The following is a 19,175-nucleotide window of genomic DNA, read 5'->3' on the forward strand; positions in this document are numbered from 1 at the left end:
AAATTTTTATTTATTTTTTCTATATATATGTTGTAAATTTTGCAAATTTGAGCTTGCATTCAAAAGTAAAACATCAACCATACATATAGCCACCATAGCATTTACCACAACACTACCTCTTATACCCACACAAGGATCATGCCTACCTTTTAGTTCATGTATGATATTTTCTCCATATATATTTTGCGTTTGTTGGGGTAAAAATATAGAAGGAGTTGGTTTGAAATAAGTTTTTATATCAATAAAGTCTCCATTAGAAATTCCACCTAATATCCCTCCACTATGATTACTTAAAAACACACCATCTTTTAACTCATCATTATTTTGACTTCCATACATATAACTACTTTGAATGCCACTTCCTATTTCTATGGCCTTAACTGCATTTACCCCCATAATCGCATGAGCAAGTTTAGAATCAAGCTTATCATACAAAGGCTCACCTAAGCCTATGATATGGTTTTTTACCCTAGTAAAAACTCTAGCACCTATGCTATTTTTAGCCTTTTTAGCTTTTAAAATTTCATCTTTAAAATCTTGCTCTAAATTTTTATCTAAAGCATAAACTTCACTATTTTTAGCATAATCAAAATCAAACTCATCATTGCTAAGTTTGCTATCAATACTTCCTACCCCAAAAACCCCACTCATTATCTCTATATCAAACTCTTTTAAAAGCATACAAGCTATAGCCCCTGCTATCACTCTTGCTACACTTTCTCTAGCACTAGCTCTTCCGCCACCTCTATAATCTCTAATACCATATTTATGATAATAAGTAAAATCAGCATGAGCTGGACGAAACACATCTTTCTCATAATCTTTTGAGCGTGTATTTTCATTATACACTAAAACACTTATAGGGGTTCCTGTTGTATAACCTTCAAAAATTCCACTTAAAACCTGAGCTTTATCCTCTTCTTTTCTAGGAGTACTAAATTGATTTTGGCCTGGTTTTCTTCTATCTAACATATCTTGCAAAAAATCAAAGTCAAACTTAACTCCTGCAGGCATACCATCTACTACACAACCTATGGCTAAACCATGAGATTCACCAAAACTTGTAAATTTAAATCTTACTCCAAAACTATTCATAATTTTCCTAATTTTTCTAATGCAATTTTTGCACATTGTTGCTGTGCTTCTTTTTTGCTACCTGCTGTAGACCTTGCTACCTCTATGCCTTGAATTTTCACTGCAATTTCGAATTGCTTTTTATGATCAGGCCCAAAAGCTTTTACTACTATATACTCAGGAGTTCCTGCCATATTTGCTTGTGTGATTTCTTGCAATCTTGTTTTATAATCTTTAAACAAACTTTGCGTATCAATATGTGGATAAACCTCGTTGAGCAAATTTAACGCTATATCTTTAGTTTTTTCAAAACCTATTTCTAAATACAAAGCCCCCATTAATGCCTCAAAAGCATCTGAAAGTATAGAAGGCTTATTACGCCCATCGTTATTTTCTTCCGCAATAGACATAAAAATACATTCCCCAAGATCTAATTTTTGTGCTAAGGTTGCAAAAGATTTTTCATTTACCAAAGCTGCTCTAAGTTTAGAAAGGTTTCCTTCTGAATCTTTTTGAAATTTAAAAAACAAAAATTCCCCTACTACTAAGTCCATCACAGCATCACCTAAAAACTCTAATCTTTCGTTATTATAAGGCTTTTTATAACTTTTATGTGTCAAAGCTTCGATGAGTAATTGCTCATTTTTAAAACAATATTTTAGTCTTTCTTGAAGTTTTTTAAGCATTTATTGACCTTTCTTTTTGGAGCTTTAAGGCTGCATTTCTTGCTAGTTCATCACAACGCTCATTCAACTCATGACCATTGTGCGCTTTAACCCAAAAAGCAGTTATTTTATGATCTTTAGCTACATTTAAATACTCTTTCCAAAGATCAATATTTTTTTTACCTTTAAAATCTTTTTTTATCCAATCTTGAAGCCACTCATTAATACTTTGAACCATTAAATTTGAATCTGTATATAATTTTATCTCACACGGTTCTTTTAAAGCTTTTAAAGCTTCTATAATAGCCATTAACTCCATACGATTGTTTGTTGTATTCTCACATGCTCCACTTTGTTCTTTTTGATAATTTTTGTAAGTTAAAATATAAGCCCATCCTCCAAAACCAGGGTTATTTAAACAAGAGCCATCGGTATAAATTTCAATATTTTTCAAGCTTTTACCTCATAATAAATCTCACATTTTCCAAATTCATAACAAAATGGGCAATGATAAAAAAACAAAGGATTTTGATTTTTACAATTATTACACACATAGGTAAAGCTAAGATTTGCACTTAGTTCATTATCGTTTAAAATTTTTAAAATTTTTAATTTATGATTTTTAATAGGAATGGATTTTGTGCTTAAATTTTTTGCATAAAAAAACTCATGATATTTTTCATCTTCAAGATTAAGCGGATTTTTACACTCATTAAGCAAATCAATAACATTTTCAAATTTAGGCATTTGAGTGAGTTTATCCTTATAATACAAAAAGCAAAGTCTTAAAATATACTCATTATCCTTACTTAAAGCTAAAATTTCTTTTACTTTTTGCTCTTGCTCTTTAGAGCTAGCTTGAGTCTTTAAAGCTTTTATTAAAGCTTTTTCTGCATATATATTTTCTCCAAGCTCAAACAAACATTCTAAAACATCTAAAACTTTATCATAGTCTTTAAGTTTTAAATATACAATTTTTAAAAGTTTTAAGCTTTCTTTATTGCGTGCTTTGATTTTCAAAGCATTTAGTAAAGCTTCCACGCTACGCTCTAAAAACCCTGCCTTAAGATAAACTTGTGCTAAAGAAAAAAAGATAAATTCTTTTTGATTAGCTTCATTTGATTTTTGCAAAGCTATAAGATAGATCCCTACAGCTTTTTCAAATTCTCCACTTTTGGTAAAAATTTGGGCTAAAAAATTTAAATTTTCTATACTTAAATTAGCATTTTTTAAAATTTGTTGATGTGTGGAGTTGATTTCAAATTTCTTTACAAAACGATCAAGTTTACTTTTTTGATCTTTACTTGCAAAAATACGCCATATATAATGCGAACTAGCGATGATAAAAACCAAAGCTGTTAAAACAATAAGACCAAACAAAGGATCGCGGTATTCCACAAAGAAAAAATCCATAATCTTGCAACTTAATTTTCAAATTTATGACAATTATAGCTAAATGCTTATATAATTTTCTTTAAGGTTTAAAGATGATAGAACAAGCAAGTATAGAACAACTTTTACAAAAAACAGATATTGTTGATATCATAGCTCATTATGTTGAAGTAAAAAAACAAGGCTCGGGTTATGTATGCGTTTGCCCTTTTCATGATGATAAAAATCCTAGTATGCATATTAATTCCATTAAGGGGTTTTATCATTGTTTTGCATGCAAGGCTGGGGGAAATGTTTTTAAATTTGTTATGGATTATGAGAAATTAAACTTTGTTGAAGCGGTGGAAAAAGTTGCCTCGTGGAGTAATTTCTCACTTACTTATACTTCAAAAAAACAAGGCAATAAAAAATCTATCATTCACATTTTACCCACTCTTAATGCCTTTTATAAACAAAATTTAGCTAAAAACAAAGAAGCTCTAGCTTATCTTTATAAAAGAGGCTTGAATGATGAAGATATTAGAACTTTCGAACTAGGTTTTGCACCAAGCTCCAATGAAACATTAAGACTTTTACAAAATGAGCAAATAGAGCAAGAAGAAGCTCTAGAGGTAGGTGCTATAAAACAAAATGAAAATGGTATTTATGCAAGCTTTATCAACCGCATTACTTTTAGCATTTATGATCATAAAAATTTGCTCATAGGCTTTGGTGGCAGAACTTTAGATGAAACAAACATGGCAAAATATGTTAATTCTCCTCAAAGCAAACTTTTTGATAAATCACGCGTTTTTTATGCACTCAACTTAGCAAAAGATGCCATTTATAAACAAAAAGAAATGATAATTTGCGAGGGCTATATGGACGCTATAGCCTTTCATAAGGCAGGATTTAAAAATGCTGTAGCAGTTTTAGGAACTGCTTTAGGAGAACACCATATACCTTTAATCAAACGATTTGAAACAAGAGTGATTTTGTGTTTTGACAATGACAATGCAGGATTTAATGCGGCAGTGCGTTCAGCACATTTGCTAAGCCTAGCAAAAATCGATGGGAAAGTAGTTTTAATAGAAGGTGGAAAAGATCCAGCTGAGCTTGTAGCAACTCATCAAGAAAAACTACTTTTTAATATTTTAGAAAAAGGTATAGAACTTGGAGAATTTTATATAAGAAGTTTGATTGCAGGTTGTGATTTAAACTCAGCACTTAGTAAGCAAAAAGCCTTAGAAGAAGTGCAAAAATATACCTTTGGCCTTGAACCTTTAATAGCTAATTCTTATACTACTTTAGTAGCAAATCTTTTGGGAGTAAATATTAGCGATATTAAACTTTCTAAAAATACTAAAAAAAATATAAGTTTTACCAGCCCTATCAAACAAAACAAAACCAACAATATAAGCGAATTAGAACTTTTAAAATTTTTATATGAAAATGATGAGGCTATAGGGCTTTTTAAACTTTTAAGTACAAAAGAATATTTTTTACACCAAGATATTGCTAAAGCTATTTTAGAACAAAAAGATTTTGAAGATCCTAACATAAGAGAGCTTTATGAATTTGAAAACATAAAAAATTTAAGCAATTTAGAAGAATTTTTATATGCTATTTGTAAAATCAACCTTGCTTATTTTAATAAATTAAAAAGTTTAAATTTAAAACAAGCCTTTAAAAAGCAAATTTATAATTTACTCAATCAAAATTTAGAAAAAATCAAAAAAAGCTATCAAAATGATGAAGTTTTTTTAAACCATTTGATAGAAGTTTTAAAAAGCGTGCATTTTTTAGATGATGAGGAAAATTTGGAATTATTTTTAAATAGACTACAAAAAAACATCAAAGATAAAAAAGCAATTCATTATAACTTTGAAGATGAAATTTTTTAAATAAAAACCTACATAAAGATTAAAAAACATTCACTACAATATACTAAAAATTCGAAAGGATAAAATGAAAGCATTAGCACTTTTTAGCGGTGGGCTTGATTCTATGCTTGCTATAAAACTCATAACTTCTCAAGGTATAGAAGTAAAAGCTTTAAACATTAACATAGGCTTTGGTGGCACAAGTGATAAAAGTGAACTCATGACAAAACGTGCTGCTATGGCAGGGGCTAGTTTTGAAATGATAGATGTAAGAAATGCGTATTTACAAGAAGTTTTATTTAACCCTCAATATGGCTATGGAAAACATTTTAACCCTTGTATAGATTGTCATGCCTTTATGTTTAAAACAGCTCTTTCTATGTTAAAAGATGAAAATGCAAGTTTTATCATCACAGGAGAAGTGGTTGGCCAACGCCCTATGAGTCAAAGAAATGATGCAATGGCAAAGGTTAAAAAACTAGCTCTTGATGAAGAAGATTTAATCTTGCGACCAATGTGTGCTAAAAATCTACCCTTAACTAAGCCTGAACGTGAAGGTTGGGTTGATAGAGAAAAGTTAGAAAACATAAGCGGAAGAAGTAGAAAAAGACAACTTGAACTTGCCACGCAATTTGGTTTTGAAGACTTTGAAAGCCCGGGTGGTGGGTGCTTACTTACACTTGAAAGCTTTTCAAATAAAATTAAAGATTTCATTAAATTTGATAAAAATATGCAAGTTAATGATGCACAACTTTTAAAATATGGACGTCACTTAAGACTTCCAAATGGTTCCAAAATGATAGTAGGTAGAAATGAGCTAGAAAATCAATTTTTAAAAGAATTAAAAACTCAAAAATATGAAGAATTAAAACTTTTTGATTTAATAGGTGCTTATTCTTTAGTAGATGAAAATATTAATCCACAAGATCTTGAACTTGCTCTAAGTATAGCGCTAACTTATGCTAAAACTCAAAATAACACAAAATACAAAATAGGCTTTAAAGATAAAATTTTCCAAAGTATGGCTTTTGAAGATAAAAATAAAATTCAAGAGTATTTTATAAATTAAACTACCCTTTAAAGGGTAGTTTTTTTAGAATTTCTTTCTTCTAACCTCTGCCACAATATCAGCTGACATAGAATCAACTTCATTTGCTACAGAATTAGTTGCATGTGCAATTTGTGAGTTTTCTTTGGTTAAACCATCTATTACTGAGACAGATTGATTGATTTGTGAAATTCCTAAGGCTTGTTCTTTGATACTTTCACCCATTTCATTAATAGATTGAACTAAGATATTAGTATTAGCTTCAATCTCACCTAAAGACTTTTGAGTTCTTTCTGCTAGATTTCTAACTTCATCAGCAACAACAGCAAAGCCACGTCCATGTTCACCTGCACGTGCTGCTTCAATAGCAGCATTTAATGCTAATAGATTGATTTGATCAGCAATATCTCTAATCACATCGGTTACATCTTTAATATCACTGCTTTGCTTAATAACTTCTTCGGTTCTTGCTGCAACTGCATTCATAGAAGCACTCATCTCTTCAACTGCAGCTGCACTTTCTTGTAAAGAATCAGCTTGTTTTTGTGCACCTTCATTAAGTTTTAACACACTTTCTTTTAAAGCATCAGCCTTAGTTTGAAGCATTTCTCCTTGGCTTAATGAAGATTGAAGCATTTTTTTAATTTCTTCACCAACTGCATTAAGTGCTTTTTCTATTTCACCCTCTGCATTTGAAAGTTTATCTGAAAAATCAAGGTTTTGAAAGCTTGCAAAAACTCTTTCTATATCATTTAAATCTTTACCAATTTTCTCTTGCATATCATCAAGCATTTTGTTTAACACTTCTTTTAATTCTACAAGTTTTGGATTAACAGGATTTGCTTCAATTCTTTGAGTAAAATGTCCTTTTTCTATATCACATGAAACTTCTAGGATATTTTGCACGGTAATTTCGTCTTTTTCTAAACATGTATGAATATACTGAACATTTTCATTAATTGCTAAAGCCATTTTTCCAAGCTCATCATTATACCTTGGAGTTAAAACTTCCACAGTTGATATTTCATGATTTAAATACTTAAAGAATTTCATTAAATGGTCTTGTAGTCTTTGCACTCTAGTAGTAATCATACTTTTCATAACCCATCCAAGAACTAACACTATCACTACAATACCAACAAATCCCAAAACCAATATTAAATTTCTAATTTCTGCAATAGGATTTAGGATAGTTTTTTCCGGAGCTATTGCCATTATTGACCATAAAATTCCAGTATTTGGCCATACCTCAAATACTTTTATAGCACCATGATATTTTCTATTTTCATCAGAAATATAATCTACATTTACAACTTTAGGCTCTTTTATAAGTTCCATTATATTGCTTGCATTTTTATTAATATCAGTAATTTTTTTAGCTACAAAATCTAAATTAGGATGTGTAGCTATAACACCACCATTTGATAATAATATTCTTCTATCTCCATCATACACAGATCTAGAAGGATCATTAAAATCATCTGCTAGTATTTGCATATCAAAAATCATACCTAATACACCTAATACTCTACCTCTTTTATCAACCAAAGGAGTTGCAATATTTGATCCATAGATTCTAGTTCCATTGATGTTAAACCATCTAGGCTCACCAAAATAAAGCTTATCACCTTTTAAAATATGATTCATACCTCTTGATGATGTGATTTCACTACTAGCTTCTATAGTTACCATACCACCTGGAGCTTTCATATTTGAATCTCTCATTAAGACCATAAATTCATTTTTATTGGTAAAATATTTATTATCAAGTCCCAAACTTCTATACTCCGCTCCATCTTTTAGATAATAATATCCATACGCAATATTTGGACTTGCATCTATAGTTTCACCAAGAATATTTTCTATTCTTTTTTCTGATATAGGGCCTTCCTCAAGCAAAGTATTGAAGATTTTTTGAGTTCCAATGGCAGAAATAAAGAAAGATTTCAAAGCTGCTTCTGCTGAGTTGGTGTATCTAAAAACAGAAGTGATTAAAGTTTTGTTGATTTGTTCGTTTAAGGTGTCAGTTGATCTTTGTATTATAAACAAAGATATACTGCTTAAAACAATCACAACGGTAAAAACAACAATAGCAATAACTTTTGTACTAAGCTTTAGTTTTTTCCACATTGTATTTCTCCTTGATTAAAATTATTTTTTCGTAATTATAAAAACTTATTATTAAAAAAATATAAAAAATATTTATTTTTTGTTTTATTTTTTAATAAAAATAAAATAGTTTATATTTTTTACACAAATGCTATAATATGGGGGGGGGGGAGTGGATTTTTTAAGTAATAATTTTTATTATTTATGTTTAAAATATATTAAAATTTATAAAATCATTCATTCCACTTTCGCTAATAATATTAAGATTATATTTACCTTTTTTTAAATCTAGGGCTAAATTTTCTTCCTTGCCTTCAAAGATTAGTTCTTGATTTAAATACCAAAAAAGCTTTTCATTTTCAGGATTTATAAGTTTTATTAGCAATTTTTGCTTACTTTTTAAGTCTTTTGGTAAAACGATATTAAGGTTATTTAATGGATATATAATCTTTAAACTTTGATTAGAACTTTGCAAATGTTGCTTTTCTTTGGCAAAAAATGCTTGTGCATTTGGAGGTAAATTTAAAATAATTTTTTTCTTAGCATAAATAAAATTTTCATCTAAAGAATTTACTTCTTTATTCTCATAGATAAAAATCTCTTTTAAAAATGGAGAAATTCTTAAAACATTTGCACTTTGTGGGTAAAGCGCTTCTTTAAAGTCAAATCTATAATCATATCTATATCCTGTTTGATTTTCTATTTTGATAGAAATTAAATCATCAGGTTGTTTAAATTCTAAATTAAGCCCATCAAGCAAACCTAAGAGTTCGAAAAACAACTCCCCTGCGATACTCACACCATATAAATTTGCATTTGCTTCTCCATTAAAATTTCCAACCCACACTCCTAGAGTATATTTTGGAGAAGTTCCTATAGCCCAAGCATCTTTTCTACCATAACTTGTACCTGTTTTCCAAGAGATGATAGTATTAAAATCATATTGTTTTAACCCTACTCTATCTAAACCCTTTAGTGTTTGTAATGTTAAAAAACTCGCTCCATCACTTATAAGTTTTTTATCTTTTTTAATAGATGTATTTTCTTCATATAAAATTTCTTTAAAATTTCCATAGTTTCCAAGCCCTAGATAAATTTTAACCATATCCTCTAAGCTAAATTCTTTTGTACCTAAAATCAAAGAAAGTCCATACTTTTTAAAATTTTCATCTTCATAGTTTAAAATATCTTTGAGTTTATAAAAAAATTTCTCATAGCCATACTCTGAGAGTAAACCCACAAAGGGGATATTGAGTGATTTTTGCAAAGATTCTTTTGCACTAACAAAACCATGGTATTTTTTGTTTGCATTTTGTGGGGCAAAATTAGAAAAAAATGTAGGTACATCAAGCATTAAAGACTCAGGTGCTATAAGACCATCATCTATAGCAAAAGCAAAAAGCAAAGGTTTTAATACTGAACCCACGCTACGCTTTGCTACAACCCCATCAACTTGACCAAAAGTTGTAAAATCATAAAAATCATTTGATCCAACATAAGCTAAAACCTTATTTGTCTTAGTATCTGCTAGTAATATAGCTAAATTTTTTATACCTTTTTGATGAAGTTTATAAGAATACTCTTTGGCTTTTTTTTCAAATTTGATTTGAATTTTTTTATCTATACTAGAAATGACTTTTTCTTTATCAACCAAAAGTCTACGTGCTAAATGTGGGGCTAAGTTTTTTCTTGCTTTAAAACTAGGAAGCTTTTCAGCCTTTGCAAGAGTTAAAATATCTTTAGAAAAATATCCCTTTTCAAAAAGCCTGTCAAGCAAAGCATTGCGTTTTTTTAAAAGCTTATCTTTATTTTTTTCAAGATTAATCAAACCTGGATTATTTGGAAGTACAGCAAGCAAAGCTGCTTCGCTCCAAGTAAGGTTTTTTAAATCTTTTTCAAAATAAAACAACCCAGCACTTGCAACACCTACTAAATTTCCACCATAAGGAGCATTATTTAAATAAAGTCTTAGAATTTCTTCCTTGTCATAAGCATTTTCTAAAGCAAAGGCTTTGATGATTTCATTGAATTTATTAAAATATGTGCGTTTATTTTGTTCTAAAAGCTTAATTGTTTGCATAGAAATCGTGCTAGCACCACTTCTTTTGCTTGAAAAAAGATTATTTTTAAAAGCTCTTATAATAGCTAAAAAATCTACTCCATAATGAGAATAAAAGTTTTTATCCTCATATAAAACAACTGCGGTTTTTAATTTTTGCGGTATAAACTCACTTTCTAAATGCCACTGCTCATTAGCATCTAAAAATACACTGAGAATTTCTTTGTTTTTATCAAGCAAAACCTTACTATATGTACCTTTAAACAAATCCTTGCTGTCAAAACTAAAATAGACAAAGCCTATGTAAAAACATAGGCTTAAAAAGCATATTGCAAGGCTTATTTTTATTTTCACTGCACTACTTTGATTCTTTTACTCTCACTTAAAGCTCTATAAGCATTATCATACATTGCTTCAGCATAAGCTCCACTCAAAGTATAAACACCTGGGGTAACAGCACTTAATTTCACAAAAAATTCTCTTGATTCATCAGAATATAAAGGGAAGAAATACATAATCTTATCATCTCTTATATCGACAAAATCATAATAAGAATTTTTTACAAAATCAGGAGTTTCATCATTTAAAAGATCATGTACAATCTCCCAACCACTTGGTAAAATCTGGCTTAAAGCTATATTAGAAGTGCCAGGATAGTTTTTATTTGATATTTTTAATTTCATATAAAAAATTTGAGAGCTTTTTATAGTACTTTCATCTATTTCATTTCCATTTTCATCATAAAAACTTCTTTCTATATATATACGCTGTGCAAAAGGTTCAACAATACCTTTTTTAATACCCTCTACTCCAAAATGTACATAAGTATCTTCTTTGGCGTCTATTAAAGCACTGCCTTGATTAAATTCAAATTTAGAAAAACTTGCATCAAACTTTTTACTCTCACCGTTAATCTTTACACTTGCATTGATAATTTTGGAAGTTTCATCACTAAAGCTATTTGCTAAAGCATACAAAGCATAACCTGTGCTTTGAGTACTAAGCCAAGCATGACCTTCTAAGCTTTTTTTAATATCGTCTAATAACTCATCATTATTTTTACCATAGATTATTTTGTACGCATTTGCAATAATAGCTTCATCTCTTAAAAAAGATCCATAAGTATGAGTGTAATTAGCTTTTTCATCAGGCTTTGTACTTAAATTTTTTGCTATATTTAAAGCTACCTCATCAAAACCTGCTAGCTTATAAGCTGCACTAAGTTGCCAAAGACTTACATTATCTAAGCTTTTTAAATACGCACTATCTTCATAAATAGTATTCATTATACTTAAATTTGGCTCTTTAGCTAAGGCTAAAAGATATAAAGAATTTATTCTAATCTCTTTGTTTGTTTGAGTTTGTAAAACATAACGCTTTTGATAATCAAGCCATGCTTTAAACATTCCCTCACTTACATAATAACCTCTTTCTTTAGCTAAAATCATAAACATACCAGCATAATTACTCCCCCAAGCATCAGACTCCTTAAGCCCTTGCCAGTAAGCAAAACCACCATTAGCGGTTTGAAAATTTGCATATTTACTTAATAATGCATTGATATTGTTAATATTTTTCTGTTCATTTGCTCCTTGATCAAGTTTTTGTAAAAATAGCTGTGGTAAAACTGCTGAAGTGCTTTGCTCTATACATCCATAAGGATAATTTTGCAAGTATTTTAATCTATGATTTATATTTAAAATAGGCTTAGAACTCACACTTAAAAATGCTACCGGGTTAATATAATCTTGCATGATTTTAAATTCCATGGAAGTATTTGCAGGAATTTTAAAAGACCTACCCTCATAAGTAATGGTATTTAGCGCTTTTATATCAATTTGTGTATTTTGAGTATAGGTGTAATCTTTCGCACTTAAACTTAACTCTATTTCTTCTACTCCAAGCTTATTAGAATTTACTTTTGCATTAATATAAATATCTTTTGTTTTTTCATTACCAAAATCAATCAAGATTTCATTTTTTTCAAAATTTATGAGTGAATTTTTTGTTTTTAATTTAAGCTTTGCATTTTTTACATCATCATCTACTTTAAATACTTGCACTAAAAGCTTAAATTCATCATCAAACCTTAAAGCCCTTGGCAAAGTTTCAAGCATAACAGCAGGTGCACTAACTTGAATATCCTTATAAGCACTACCAAAACTTGCTGAGTTATTTGCTACTGCCATAACTCTAACCGAACCCAAATATGAAGGCATATTAAATTTTAATTTTGCATAACCATTTTCATCACTTTGCACTGGCTCTTGAAACAACACAACAGGCTTAAAACGTCTAGCTTTTTCATCATTTTTGCTTTTATTTGCCCTACTTTGTAAGAAAGCATCACCACCCGTAGTTAATACCTTAGAAGCATTAGAGATATTTTTAGCAATGATTTTATCATAAGTATCATATATACTCATATTAAAGCGTGTTTTTTGGTAAAAATATCCCCAAATATCTGGGGTTTTAAAAGCACTAACATCAAGCAAACCCTCATCTACAATAGCTAGTGTATAAGTATAGCTTTGTTTGTTTTTACTTTGAATTTCTACTTCAAAGTCCTGCTTTGGCATAATTTTATCTGGTACTCTTAAATCAAGCTCGATTTTACTTTGCTCATCTACAACACTTAAAGGTACCACGCCAAAAAGCCTTAAGGCTCTATCATTAGTATATTGATCATAATCTTGAAGCAAGATCACACTTGCATAAACATTTGGCATATATTCTTTAAGAATAGGAATTTCAACCTTTGTGGTATCTTCGTGTGTGTCTATTATAAAGCGTTTTAAAACTTTTGCATTATCATTTAGCGTAATAATAGCTTTTGCACCTTTAACACTTTCAAATTCCACAAAAGCTGTTTCATTTGGCTTGTATTCTTTTTTATCGCTTTTTATCTTTAAAGAGCTAACTATATCAGCATTACTTGGTGCACCAAAACTACTAATATAAAAAAACTCTCCTGTACTTGTTTTACTTTGTATGTCTTCAAGCTCTATAAACATTTCACCATGATACTCTTTTGGATCAAACTCTATTTTAACTGGTTTATCTTTACTTAAAATAGTTCCCTGTGTAACTATTTGTGTGTTTTTATCCTTTTTGAGTGATTTTAAAAAATCATCATAATTATCATAATCCCACCACCACGAATAATCATTTGCATAAATGGTATATTTGATCTCTTTGTTTGCAATCAAATTCTCGTTTAAATCACTCACAATGGCTTCAAAATTTATGATAGAACCTGAACTTAAATAACGATTTTTTAATCGTTTTATGCCTACAAAATGTTCATGTAAAACAACTTGTGAATTTACAAGTGCTTCAACTGATCTTGAACCCTTTTCAAAAACTCTAGCCTTTATACTAGCTTCTAGATTATATGGAGTATTTTTTAAGAAGTCTTTTAGGAAAAATTCTTTTTTTACAAAGCCATTTTCATCTAAAACACCCTCTAGATTATCTTGATATTTTTGCTCCAAAACGCTAGGGTTTGAAAAAATATATTCTGGATATTTTGAATTTTTATACTCTTTTTTACTCACAAACAAATCAACTTGGTATTTTAGACTACTTGCTGGAGTTCCAAAGAGATATTTTGAGCTAATATTAAAATCTAATCTTTCATTTTCTTTTATACTTTTTGGAGCTTGCAAAGATACTTTTATACGATTTGGCACTATATTTTGCACTAAAATTTCTTTATCAAAAATCGTATTTGCAAATTCAATCCTAGCTAAATATACTCCACTTAAAGCTTGTTGATTAAGTGAAATCTTTTTATAAAAAGTTCCATTACTCAAAGGTTCAAGCTTGATTTTATCTAAAAGTTTTTTATTGCGTGGATCAAAAAAACTTAAAAATATAGGATGATTAACAATCCCTTTATCATTTCTTGCAACCATGGTCAAATGTATATCATCACCTGGTCTATATACCCCTCTTTCTGTGTAAATAAATACTTTATTTTGAGAAGTTAAATCAAAACCATCTACATCAAAACCATCGTATAACAAAGGCGAGCTTAAGCGTAAAATAGAAGCTTGCTTATCTTTTGAAGCAATGATAAATAAAGCTTTTGATTCATCTATATCATCAAAAACAACCAAGCCATTATCATCACTCATCTTAGAAGCTAAAACTTGATTGCTTTTACTAATCACATCAACCTTAACCCCACTCAATGCTTTTTGTGTGGTAAAATTTCTCACATCCACAAAAAGCTTTTTGTTTAAATTTTGAGCGATTAAAGCTATATCTGAAAAAATTAAATTCTTACTAATCTTTGCTTTTTGATTGAAAAATCTGTATTTCTTCCAACTTTCCATTCCCTCATCAAAAGCATAATCTATATCTTCTTCTTTAAAATAAAGCTTTACTATAAATACGCCGCTTAAATCTTTCAAACCATCTAATACTATTTCATTTTCTTGCCATTGATTTTTAGTATTTTTAATATCAAAGTCCTTTTTTAATACTACTTCACTAGTATAATCACTCTCTGAAAAAATATCACTATCATAATCACTTAAATTTTTGGCGCCTTGAAGATTTTTATATCTTAAATATTCACTTATATTGTTTGAAAACACTTGATAAACTTCTAAATGAATCTTTTTGATATTCATACTTTTAAAAGCTATTTTCTTACTAGCTTTACTAGATAAAAATACTCCTTGATTTGTAAAACTTATAGCAGGTTCATAGTCTTTAAAACTTACTTGAGTTTTAAAGTTTTCTTTTGTACTAACATCATCAGTGCTTTTAATCCCTTGAGCAAGTTGAATTTCATAGGTTTTATTTGGAGAAAAATTACCCATAAGTTTTATTTTGTTTCCAAATGCTAGTGCCTTAAAATCTACCTCAGGGCTAATAAAAATCAACTCTTTTAAATTTTGATCTTGTGAAATATTTTGAGAAAAAAGCAATTCTATATTTTTATTAACCACATTTGAATTTTGAAAAATAAATTCACTCTTTGCAAGTAAAATATACTCTAAATCTACATTTTTTTCCAAACCCAAAATTTCTTTATCTAAAACTACTTTTACATTTGTATTTGTGTTTTTAATGCTAAGCGGTTTAGAATATACGCTTGCTATATCACCTTGAATGATGATTGTATCTATTTGAATTTCTTGATTTAATGCTGTAATTTTAATGGCCTTTAACAACTCATCCTTATTAAGAGTATAAAAACTTTGAACATTTAAAACCAAAATACTTTCATCATTTGAAATGTTTTGAAAATATCCTTTAATATCTAATTTTTCAAAAGGAGTTTGTATTTTTAATTGTACTTTTTCATTGGCTATAATATCATTTAAATCTATAAAAATATCATATTTTTTATTTGCTTTTAAAGATGTAAATATCTTTAATCTTGTAGGTGTTTCAAACTCATATTTTACTTTTATCCTTTGATTGTTAATGACAATCTCTCTTTCTTTTGCAATACCTATTTCTTGATTAATGATATTGGTATTAAACTCTACAAAAATACTTTGTGTATTTTCATCAAAACCATAAGCTCTTATAGCAGAACTCTTATCTTCATTTTTAGAACAAGCAAATAATAAACTTGCAAGTAAAAAAGCAAAAAAACAATGTAAAAACCCTCTCATATGTGCCTCATTTTGTGAATTTCTTAAATTATATCTAAATTCACTCTTGCTTCACTCAAAAAATTATATAATTCTTACATAAAAAATAAAGGAGATAAAATGAAAAAGAAAATCGCTACATTATTAACAGCTTTAAGCCTTTCAAGTCTTGCTTATGCAGGTGGAATTTATGGAGTAATCACGGATGTAAATGATGGTGCAAAAACCATTTTAATTGATACTACATACGGAGAAAAAATGAATATCAAAATTCTACCAAATACAGAAATTGATATGGATGATTGTGGAATTTTCGGTATGGACAAGTATGGTACTTTTAAAGATTTAAAAGTAGGAACTTTTATAGAAGCTGAAGTTTTCCATGGCTATGCCCAAACTACGCCAAATCCACAAACACCAAACCAAGTTCAAAATATAACCGCCAAAGAAATCAAAATCGAATGCAAAAAAAGAGCTTATTAAAATTTTTAAGTAAAATAACTCCTAAAAAGGAGTTATTTTAATGCGTTTTTTTCTTATACTAGCATGTATTAGCACTTTTACATTTGCTTATAAAGTCCAAGGTATTTTAAAAAATACTACCACACACACAATAAGCATCCAAACAAATTTTGATAATAACTTAGTCATCACTGTATTACCCCAAACACATATTGATATTTATAGTTGTGGAATTTTTGGAAGCAATAAAAAACAAGCTAATGTTCAAGATTTGCAAAAAGGTTCTCTTGTAAAAGTAAAAGGAAGTAAAAATGGGAGTATTATTATTGCAGATAAGATAATAATAGAATGTGATGATCAAAGAAGAGCTTATTAAGACAATAACTCTTCTTTGTCTTCTTTATTAATTTTTTCTATATAAAGACTTTGCGAAGGAAAAGCAAAACTAAGTTTGTTTCTCTCAACAATTTTCATGAGTTCAAGTAAAATACTTTGCCTAGCTGCTCTAAAACCTGCAGCATCTACCGCTTTAGTATAAAAATACACTTCTATGTCAATAGAGCTAGCACCAAAACCACTCACAGCTACATAAGTACTATTTTTGTATCCTTCTAAATCATTTACTGAAACTAAATTTTGTCTATATCTAGCACGCGTTCCTCCATGATTTAGCGCACTATCATCAACTTGTGCTATTAAAGGACTAGTGGCTAGTAAATATCTTATATCCTCTACACATTGCTCAAGCTGTTCAGGCTTTGCATCGTAAGTTACACCTATAAATAATTTTACATGACGACCAACTTTTCTCTTGCTCCAATTTTTAATATTTGTCCCCATAATAGTTGAATTTGGTAAAAAAACTAAAGAATTATCAAAAGTTCTGATAGTAGTTTTTCTAAGCCCAATTTCTACTATAGTTCCTTCTATACCTGAAATTTCTACCCAATCTCCTTGATTAAAACTATTATCAAAAAGCAAAAGTACTGAAGCAAAAAAATTAGCTATAATATCTTTAGCCGCTAAAGCTACAGCTAAACCGCCTATACCCAAAGATGCGATTAAAGCTGAAATATTAAATCCTAAATGTGCCAAAATAAATAAAATAGCTATCACTATAATAATAAAATATAAAATTTTAATAATCAAATTCACTACTTCACGTTTACCGCTTTTTTCAGCTAGTTTTGCTACTATTACCATACCATAGCTATCAAAAATACTAATAACTAGCCAGGCAATTAAAACAGCATAAACAATATACAAAATATTGCTAATTCTTATATCAACCGGTGTTGGATAATAAATAATGGTAAAACAAATTCCTAAAGCATATACAAGTAAAAACCATCCTAAAGGTTTTTGTAGTTTTTCTAAAAAGTGTGTTTTTATTTCAATACTACTTGAATTTTTATCAAAAATTCTTATTAAGAAAAAATATAAAATTTTTGCAAGATAAAATTTCAAAGAATAAAAAAGTGTAACTACTACAATAGAAATAATAATTTTTCCAAGGTTCACTGATTTAATAGAAGTTTTTTCATTAATAAAATTAATAGCATCTTGCAAATCAAGCTCACTAAATAAAAAATTAGTTTCTAATAAATTAGCATTATTTCTTAAGTAAACCAGAATTTCATTATAAGATCTTACAGCATTTCTTAAATTATTTTCTTCATTTTCTAAATCTCTAAGTTGTTCTACATCATTTATTTTTTCTTTATCTAAAGCAAAGTCAAATGCCATATTTTCCTTTAAGTTATCTATAGTTTTATCAATAATATTTTTGATTTCTTGGCTTTGCGCTCCTTGTATAAAAATTTTTTCCAACTCAAAAATACATAGGTAAAAATGCTCAGCAGATACTAAATTCAACAATTTAATTTTGTTATTTAAATATTCATAATGCCTTTTTTGTTTTTGAGCTTCTTTTGTACTTTTTTCAAGCTGTTCTTTTGTTTTAAGAAAATCCTTTACTTCTTTATTGCTTAGTTTTTGCGATATCATTTTTAATGGCACAGCAGTTAAAATAGTATTTTTTTGCTTTTCGATTTCCTTGATATTACCTTGAAAATTACTAAGATTTGCATCATTATTTTTTAAATTTTCTAAAGCCCAATTTAACTCTATATAGTTTTGAACTAAAGCAAAAATATTATTCTCATCTTCTAAAACATCTACTTTTTGAGCATTTAAAAAATTTACAAATAAAAGTAATAAAACAACCAAAAATTTTCTCATACTTTTTTTATCCTCTCTTGTATTAAAACAAAATTTTCAAAACTAAAATCATACTCATAAATTTCACCTGTTTCTATAATATAATACCAAGCATGAAGTTCAATTTCTTTTTTATTTAAAGCTTCTTCAATACCTGGATAAGTTAATAAATTTTGCAAAGAATTAACCAAATTCATCTTCTCAGTCATCCAAGACCTCATAGCCAAATCATCTTTGGCAACTTTTAAGACTTTATTTTTGATAGGCTCAAGCAAAGTAAGCCATTTTCTAACATTTGGCATATTTTTTAAATCATTTTCGTTAGCATACAAAGCTGCACATCCCCCACAATTACTATGTCCGCAGACTATAATATTTTTAATATGTAAAGAATTAAAAGCGTATTCAATAGCTGAGGTAGTTGCCAAAAAATCATCTCCTACTCTATAAGGTGGAACAATATTACCTATATTTCTTATAACAAAAAGCTCTCCTGGACCTGTATTGGTAATTAAATTTGGTATCACTCTTGAATCAGCACAACCTATAAAAAGCGTATGGGGATTTTGTTTATTTTTCAAACTCTCAAAAAGCTCTGCATGCTCTTTAAAATCTTCTTGCATAAATTTTAAAGCACCTTCAATCAAATCTTTCAAAAAAGTCCTTTTT

At 28.9% G+C, this 19,175-nt stretch carries 12 protein-coding genes and 2 pseudogenes; 4 read left to right on the forward strand and 10 right to left on the reverse strand.

The window, feature by feature from the left end:
* Positions 1–6 precede the first annotated feature (6 nt).
* Genes aroC through CORN_RS07940 form a run of 4 tightly spaced genes read right to left on the reverse strand, consistent with a single transcriptional unit; the run spans position 7 to position 3,152 of the window.
* Entirely contained in the window at positions 7–1,095 is a 1,089-nt protein-coding gene (gene aroC, locus CORN_RS07925) for a chorismate synthase (protein WP_066006411.1), read from the reverse strand.
* Complete coding sequence (rnc, locus tag CORN_RS07930) at positions 1,092–1,760, reverse strand: ribonuclease III (protein WP_066006409.1); 669 nt, start codon at positions 1,758–1,760, stop codon at positions 1,092–1,094. Before rnc ends, aroC begins: the two co-directional genes overlap by 4 nt.
* Positions 1,753–2,193, reverse strand: coding sequence for a ribonuclease HI (gene rnhA, locus CORN_RS07935; protein WP_066006407.1), 441 nt, complete (start codon positions 2,191–2,193; stop codon positions 1,753–1,755). Before rnhA ends, rnc begins: the two co-directional genes overlap by 8 nt.
* Positions 2,190–3,152: a tetratricopeptide repeat protein gene (locus CORN_RS07940; RefSeq protein WP_066006405.1), complete on the reverse strand. Its 963-nt coding sequence runs from the start codon at positions 3,150–3,152 to the stop codon at positions 2,190–2,192. Before CORN_RS07940 ends, rnhA begins: the two co-directional genes overlap by 4 nt.
* A gap of 74 nt (positions 3,153–3,226) precedes the next feature.
* Here CORN_RS07940 and dnaG point away from each other — a divergent pair, with 74 nt between their 5' ends.
* Together dnaG and CORN_RS07950 are read left to right on the forward strand one after the other, a co-directional pair.
* Positions 3,227–5,014 carry a DNA primase gene (gene dnaG / locus CORN_RS07945; protein WP_066006403.1) on the forward strand — a complete coding sequence of 596 codons (1,788 nt, stop codon included), beginning with the start codon at positions 3,227–3,229 and terminating at the stop codon, positions 5,012–5,014.
* Positions 5,015–5,078: 64 nt separating this feature from the next.
* Positions 5,079–6,062: an MnmA/TRMU family protein gene (locus tag CORN_RS07950; protein WP_066006401.1), complete on the forward strand. Its 984-nt coding sequence runs from the start codon at positions 5,079–5,081 to the stop codon at positions 6,060–6,062.
* Positions 6,063–6,086: 24 nt separating this feature from the next.
* Here CORN_RS07950 and CORN_RS08715 read toward each other — a convergent pair.
* The 4 genes and pseudogenes from CORN_RS08715 to CORN_RS07965 form a co-directional block, all read right to left on the reverse strand.
* Positions 6,087–6,467: pseudogene (locus CORN_RS08715) on the reverse strand (methyl-accepting chemotaxis protein); the annotation flags it as partial.
* Between the two features lie 1,068 nt (positions 6,468–7,535).
* Positions 7,536–8,171, reverse strand: a pseudogene (locus tag CORN_RS08720) (PDC sensor domain-containing protein); the annotation flags it as partial.
* A gap of 187 nt (positions 8,172–8,358) precedes the next feature.
* A complete protein-coding gene (pbpC, locus tag CORN_RS07960; RefSeq protein ID WP_066006397.1) occupies positions 8,359–10,563 on the reverse strand; it encodes a penicillin-binding protein 1C in 2,205 nt (734 codons plus the stop codon).
* The gene (locus tag CORN_RS07965) at positions 10,560–15,845 is read right to left on the reverse strand and encodes an alpha-2-macroglobulin family protein (RefSeq protein ID WP_066006395.1); all 5,286 of its coding nucleotides are present in this window, start codon (positions 15,843–15,845) and stop codon (positions 10,560–10,562) included. Before CORN_RS07965 ends, pbpC begins: the two co-directional genes overlap by 4 nt.
* A gap of 99 nt (positions 15,846–15,944) precedes the next feature.
* Between CORN_RS07965 and CORN_RS07970 the strand changes: the two genes are divergently transcribed.
* Together CORN_RS07970 and CORN_RS07975 are read left to right on the forward strand one after the other, a co-directional pair.
* Positions 15,945–16,307, forward strand: a complete 363-nt coding sequence (locus CORN_RS07970; protein WP_066006392.1) for a hypothetical protein — start codon at positions 15,945–15,947, stop codon at positions 16,305–16,307.
* 40 nt (positions 16,308–16,347) lie between these two features.
* A complete protein-coding gene (locus CORN_RS07975; RefSeq protein ID WP_066006390.1) occupies positions 16,348–16,662 on the forward strand; it encodes a hypothetical protein in 315 nt (104 codons plus the stop codon).
* Here the strand turns inward: CORN_RS07975 and CORN_RS07980 are convergent.
* Both CORN_RS07980 and CORN_RS07985 read right to left on the reverse strand, forming a co-directional pair.
* Complete coding sequence (locus CORN_RS07980) at positions 16,659–18,527, reverse strand: mechanosensitive ion channel domain-containing protein (RefSeq protein WP_066006389.1); 1,869 nt, start codon at positions 18,525–18,527, stop codon at positions 16,659–16,661. The two genes, CORN_RS07975 and CORN_RS07980, sit on opposite strands and share 4 nt — an antisense overlap.
* The gene (locus CORN_RS07985; RefSeq protein ID WP_066006382.1) at positions 18,524–19,162 is read right to left on the reverse strand and encodes a carbonic anhydrase; all 639 of its coding nucleotides are present in this window, start codon (positions 19,160–19,162) and stop codon (positions 18,524–18,526) included. Before CORN_RS07985 ends, CORN_RS07980 begins: the two co-directional genes overlap by 4 nt.
* Positions 19,163–19,175 lie beyond the last annotated feature (13 nt).

The sequence above is a fragment of the Campylobacter ornithocola genome (assembly GCF_013201605.1).
Taxonomy (GTDB): Bacteria; Campylobacterota; Campylobacteria; order Campylobacterales; family Campylobacteraceae; genus Campylobacter_D; species Campylobacter_D ornithocola.

What these genes read in the sequence shown, in the direction of transcription:
- dnaG (WP_066006403.1), top strand. Translation starts at nt 3,227, where the DNA reads ATGATAGAACAAGCAAGTATAGAACAACTTTTACAAAAAACAGATATT.
- CORN_RS07965 (WP_066006395.1), bottom strand. Translation starts at nt 15,845, where the DNA reads ATGAGAGGGTTTTTACATTGTTTTTTTGCTTTTTTACTTGCAAGTTTA.
- CORN_RS07970 (WP_066006392.1), top strand. Translation starts at nt 15,945, where the DNA reads ATGAAAAAGAAAATCGCTACATTATTAACAGCTTTAAGCCTTTCAAGT.
- CORN_RS07950 (WP_066006401.1), top strand. Translation starts at nt 5,079, where the DNA reads ATGAAAGCATTAGCACTTTTTAGCGGTGGGCTTGATTCTATGCTTGCT.
- rnc (WP_066006409.1), bottom strand. Translation starts at nt 1,760, where the DNA reads ATGCTTAAAAAACTTCAAGAAAGACTAAAATATTGTTTTAAAAATGAG.
- CORN_RS07940 (WP_066006405.1), bottom strand. Translation starts at nt 3,152, where the DNA reads ATGGATTTTTTCTTTGTGGAATACCGCGATCCTTTGTTTGGTCTTATT.
- aroC (WP_066006411.1), bottom strand. Translation starts at nt 1,095, where the DNA reads ATGAATAGTTTTGGAGTAAGATTTAAATTTACAAGTTTTGGTGAATCT.
- CORN_RS07980 (WP_066006389.1), bottom strand. Translation starts at nt 18,527, where the DNA reads ATGAGAAAATTTTTGGTTGTTTTATTACTTTTATTTGTAAATTTTTTA.
- CORN_RS07975 (WP_066006390.1), top strand. Translation starts at nt 16,348, where the DNA reads ATGCGTTTTTTTCTTATACTAGCATGTATTAGCACTTTTACATTTGCT.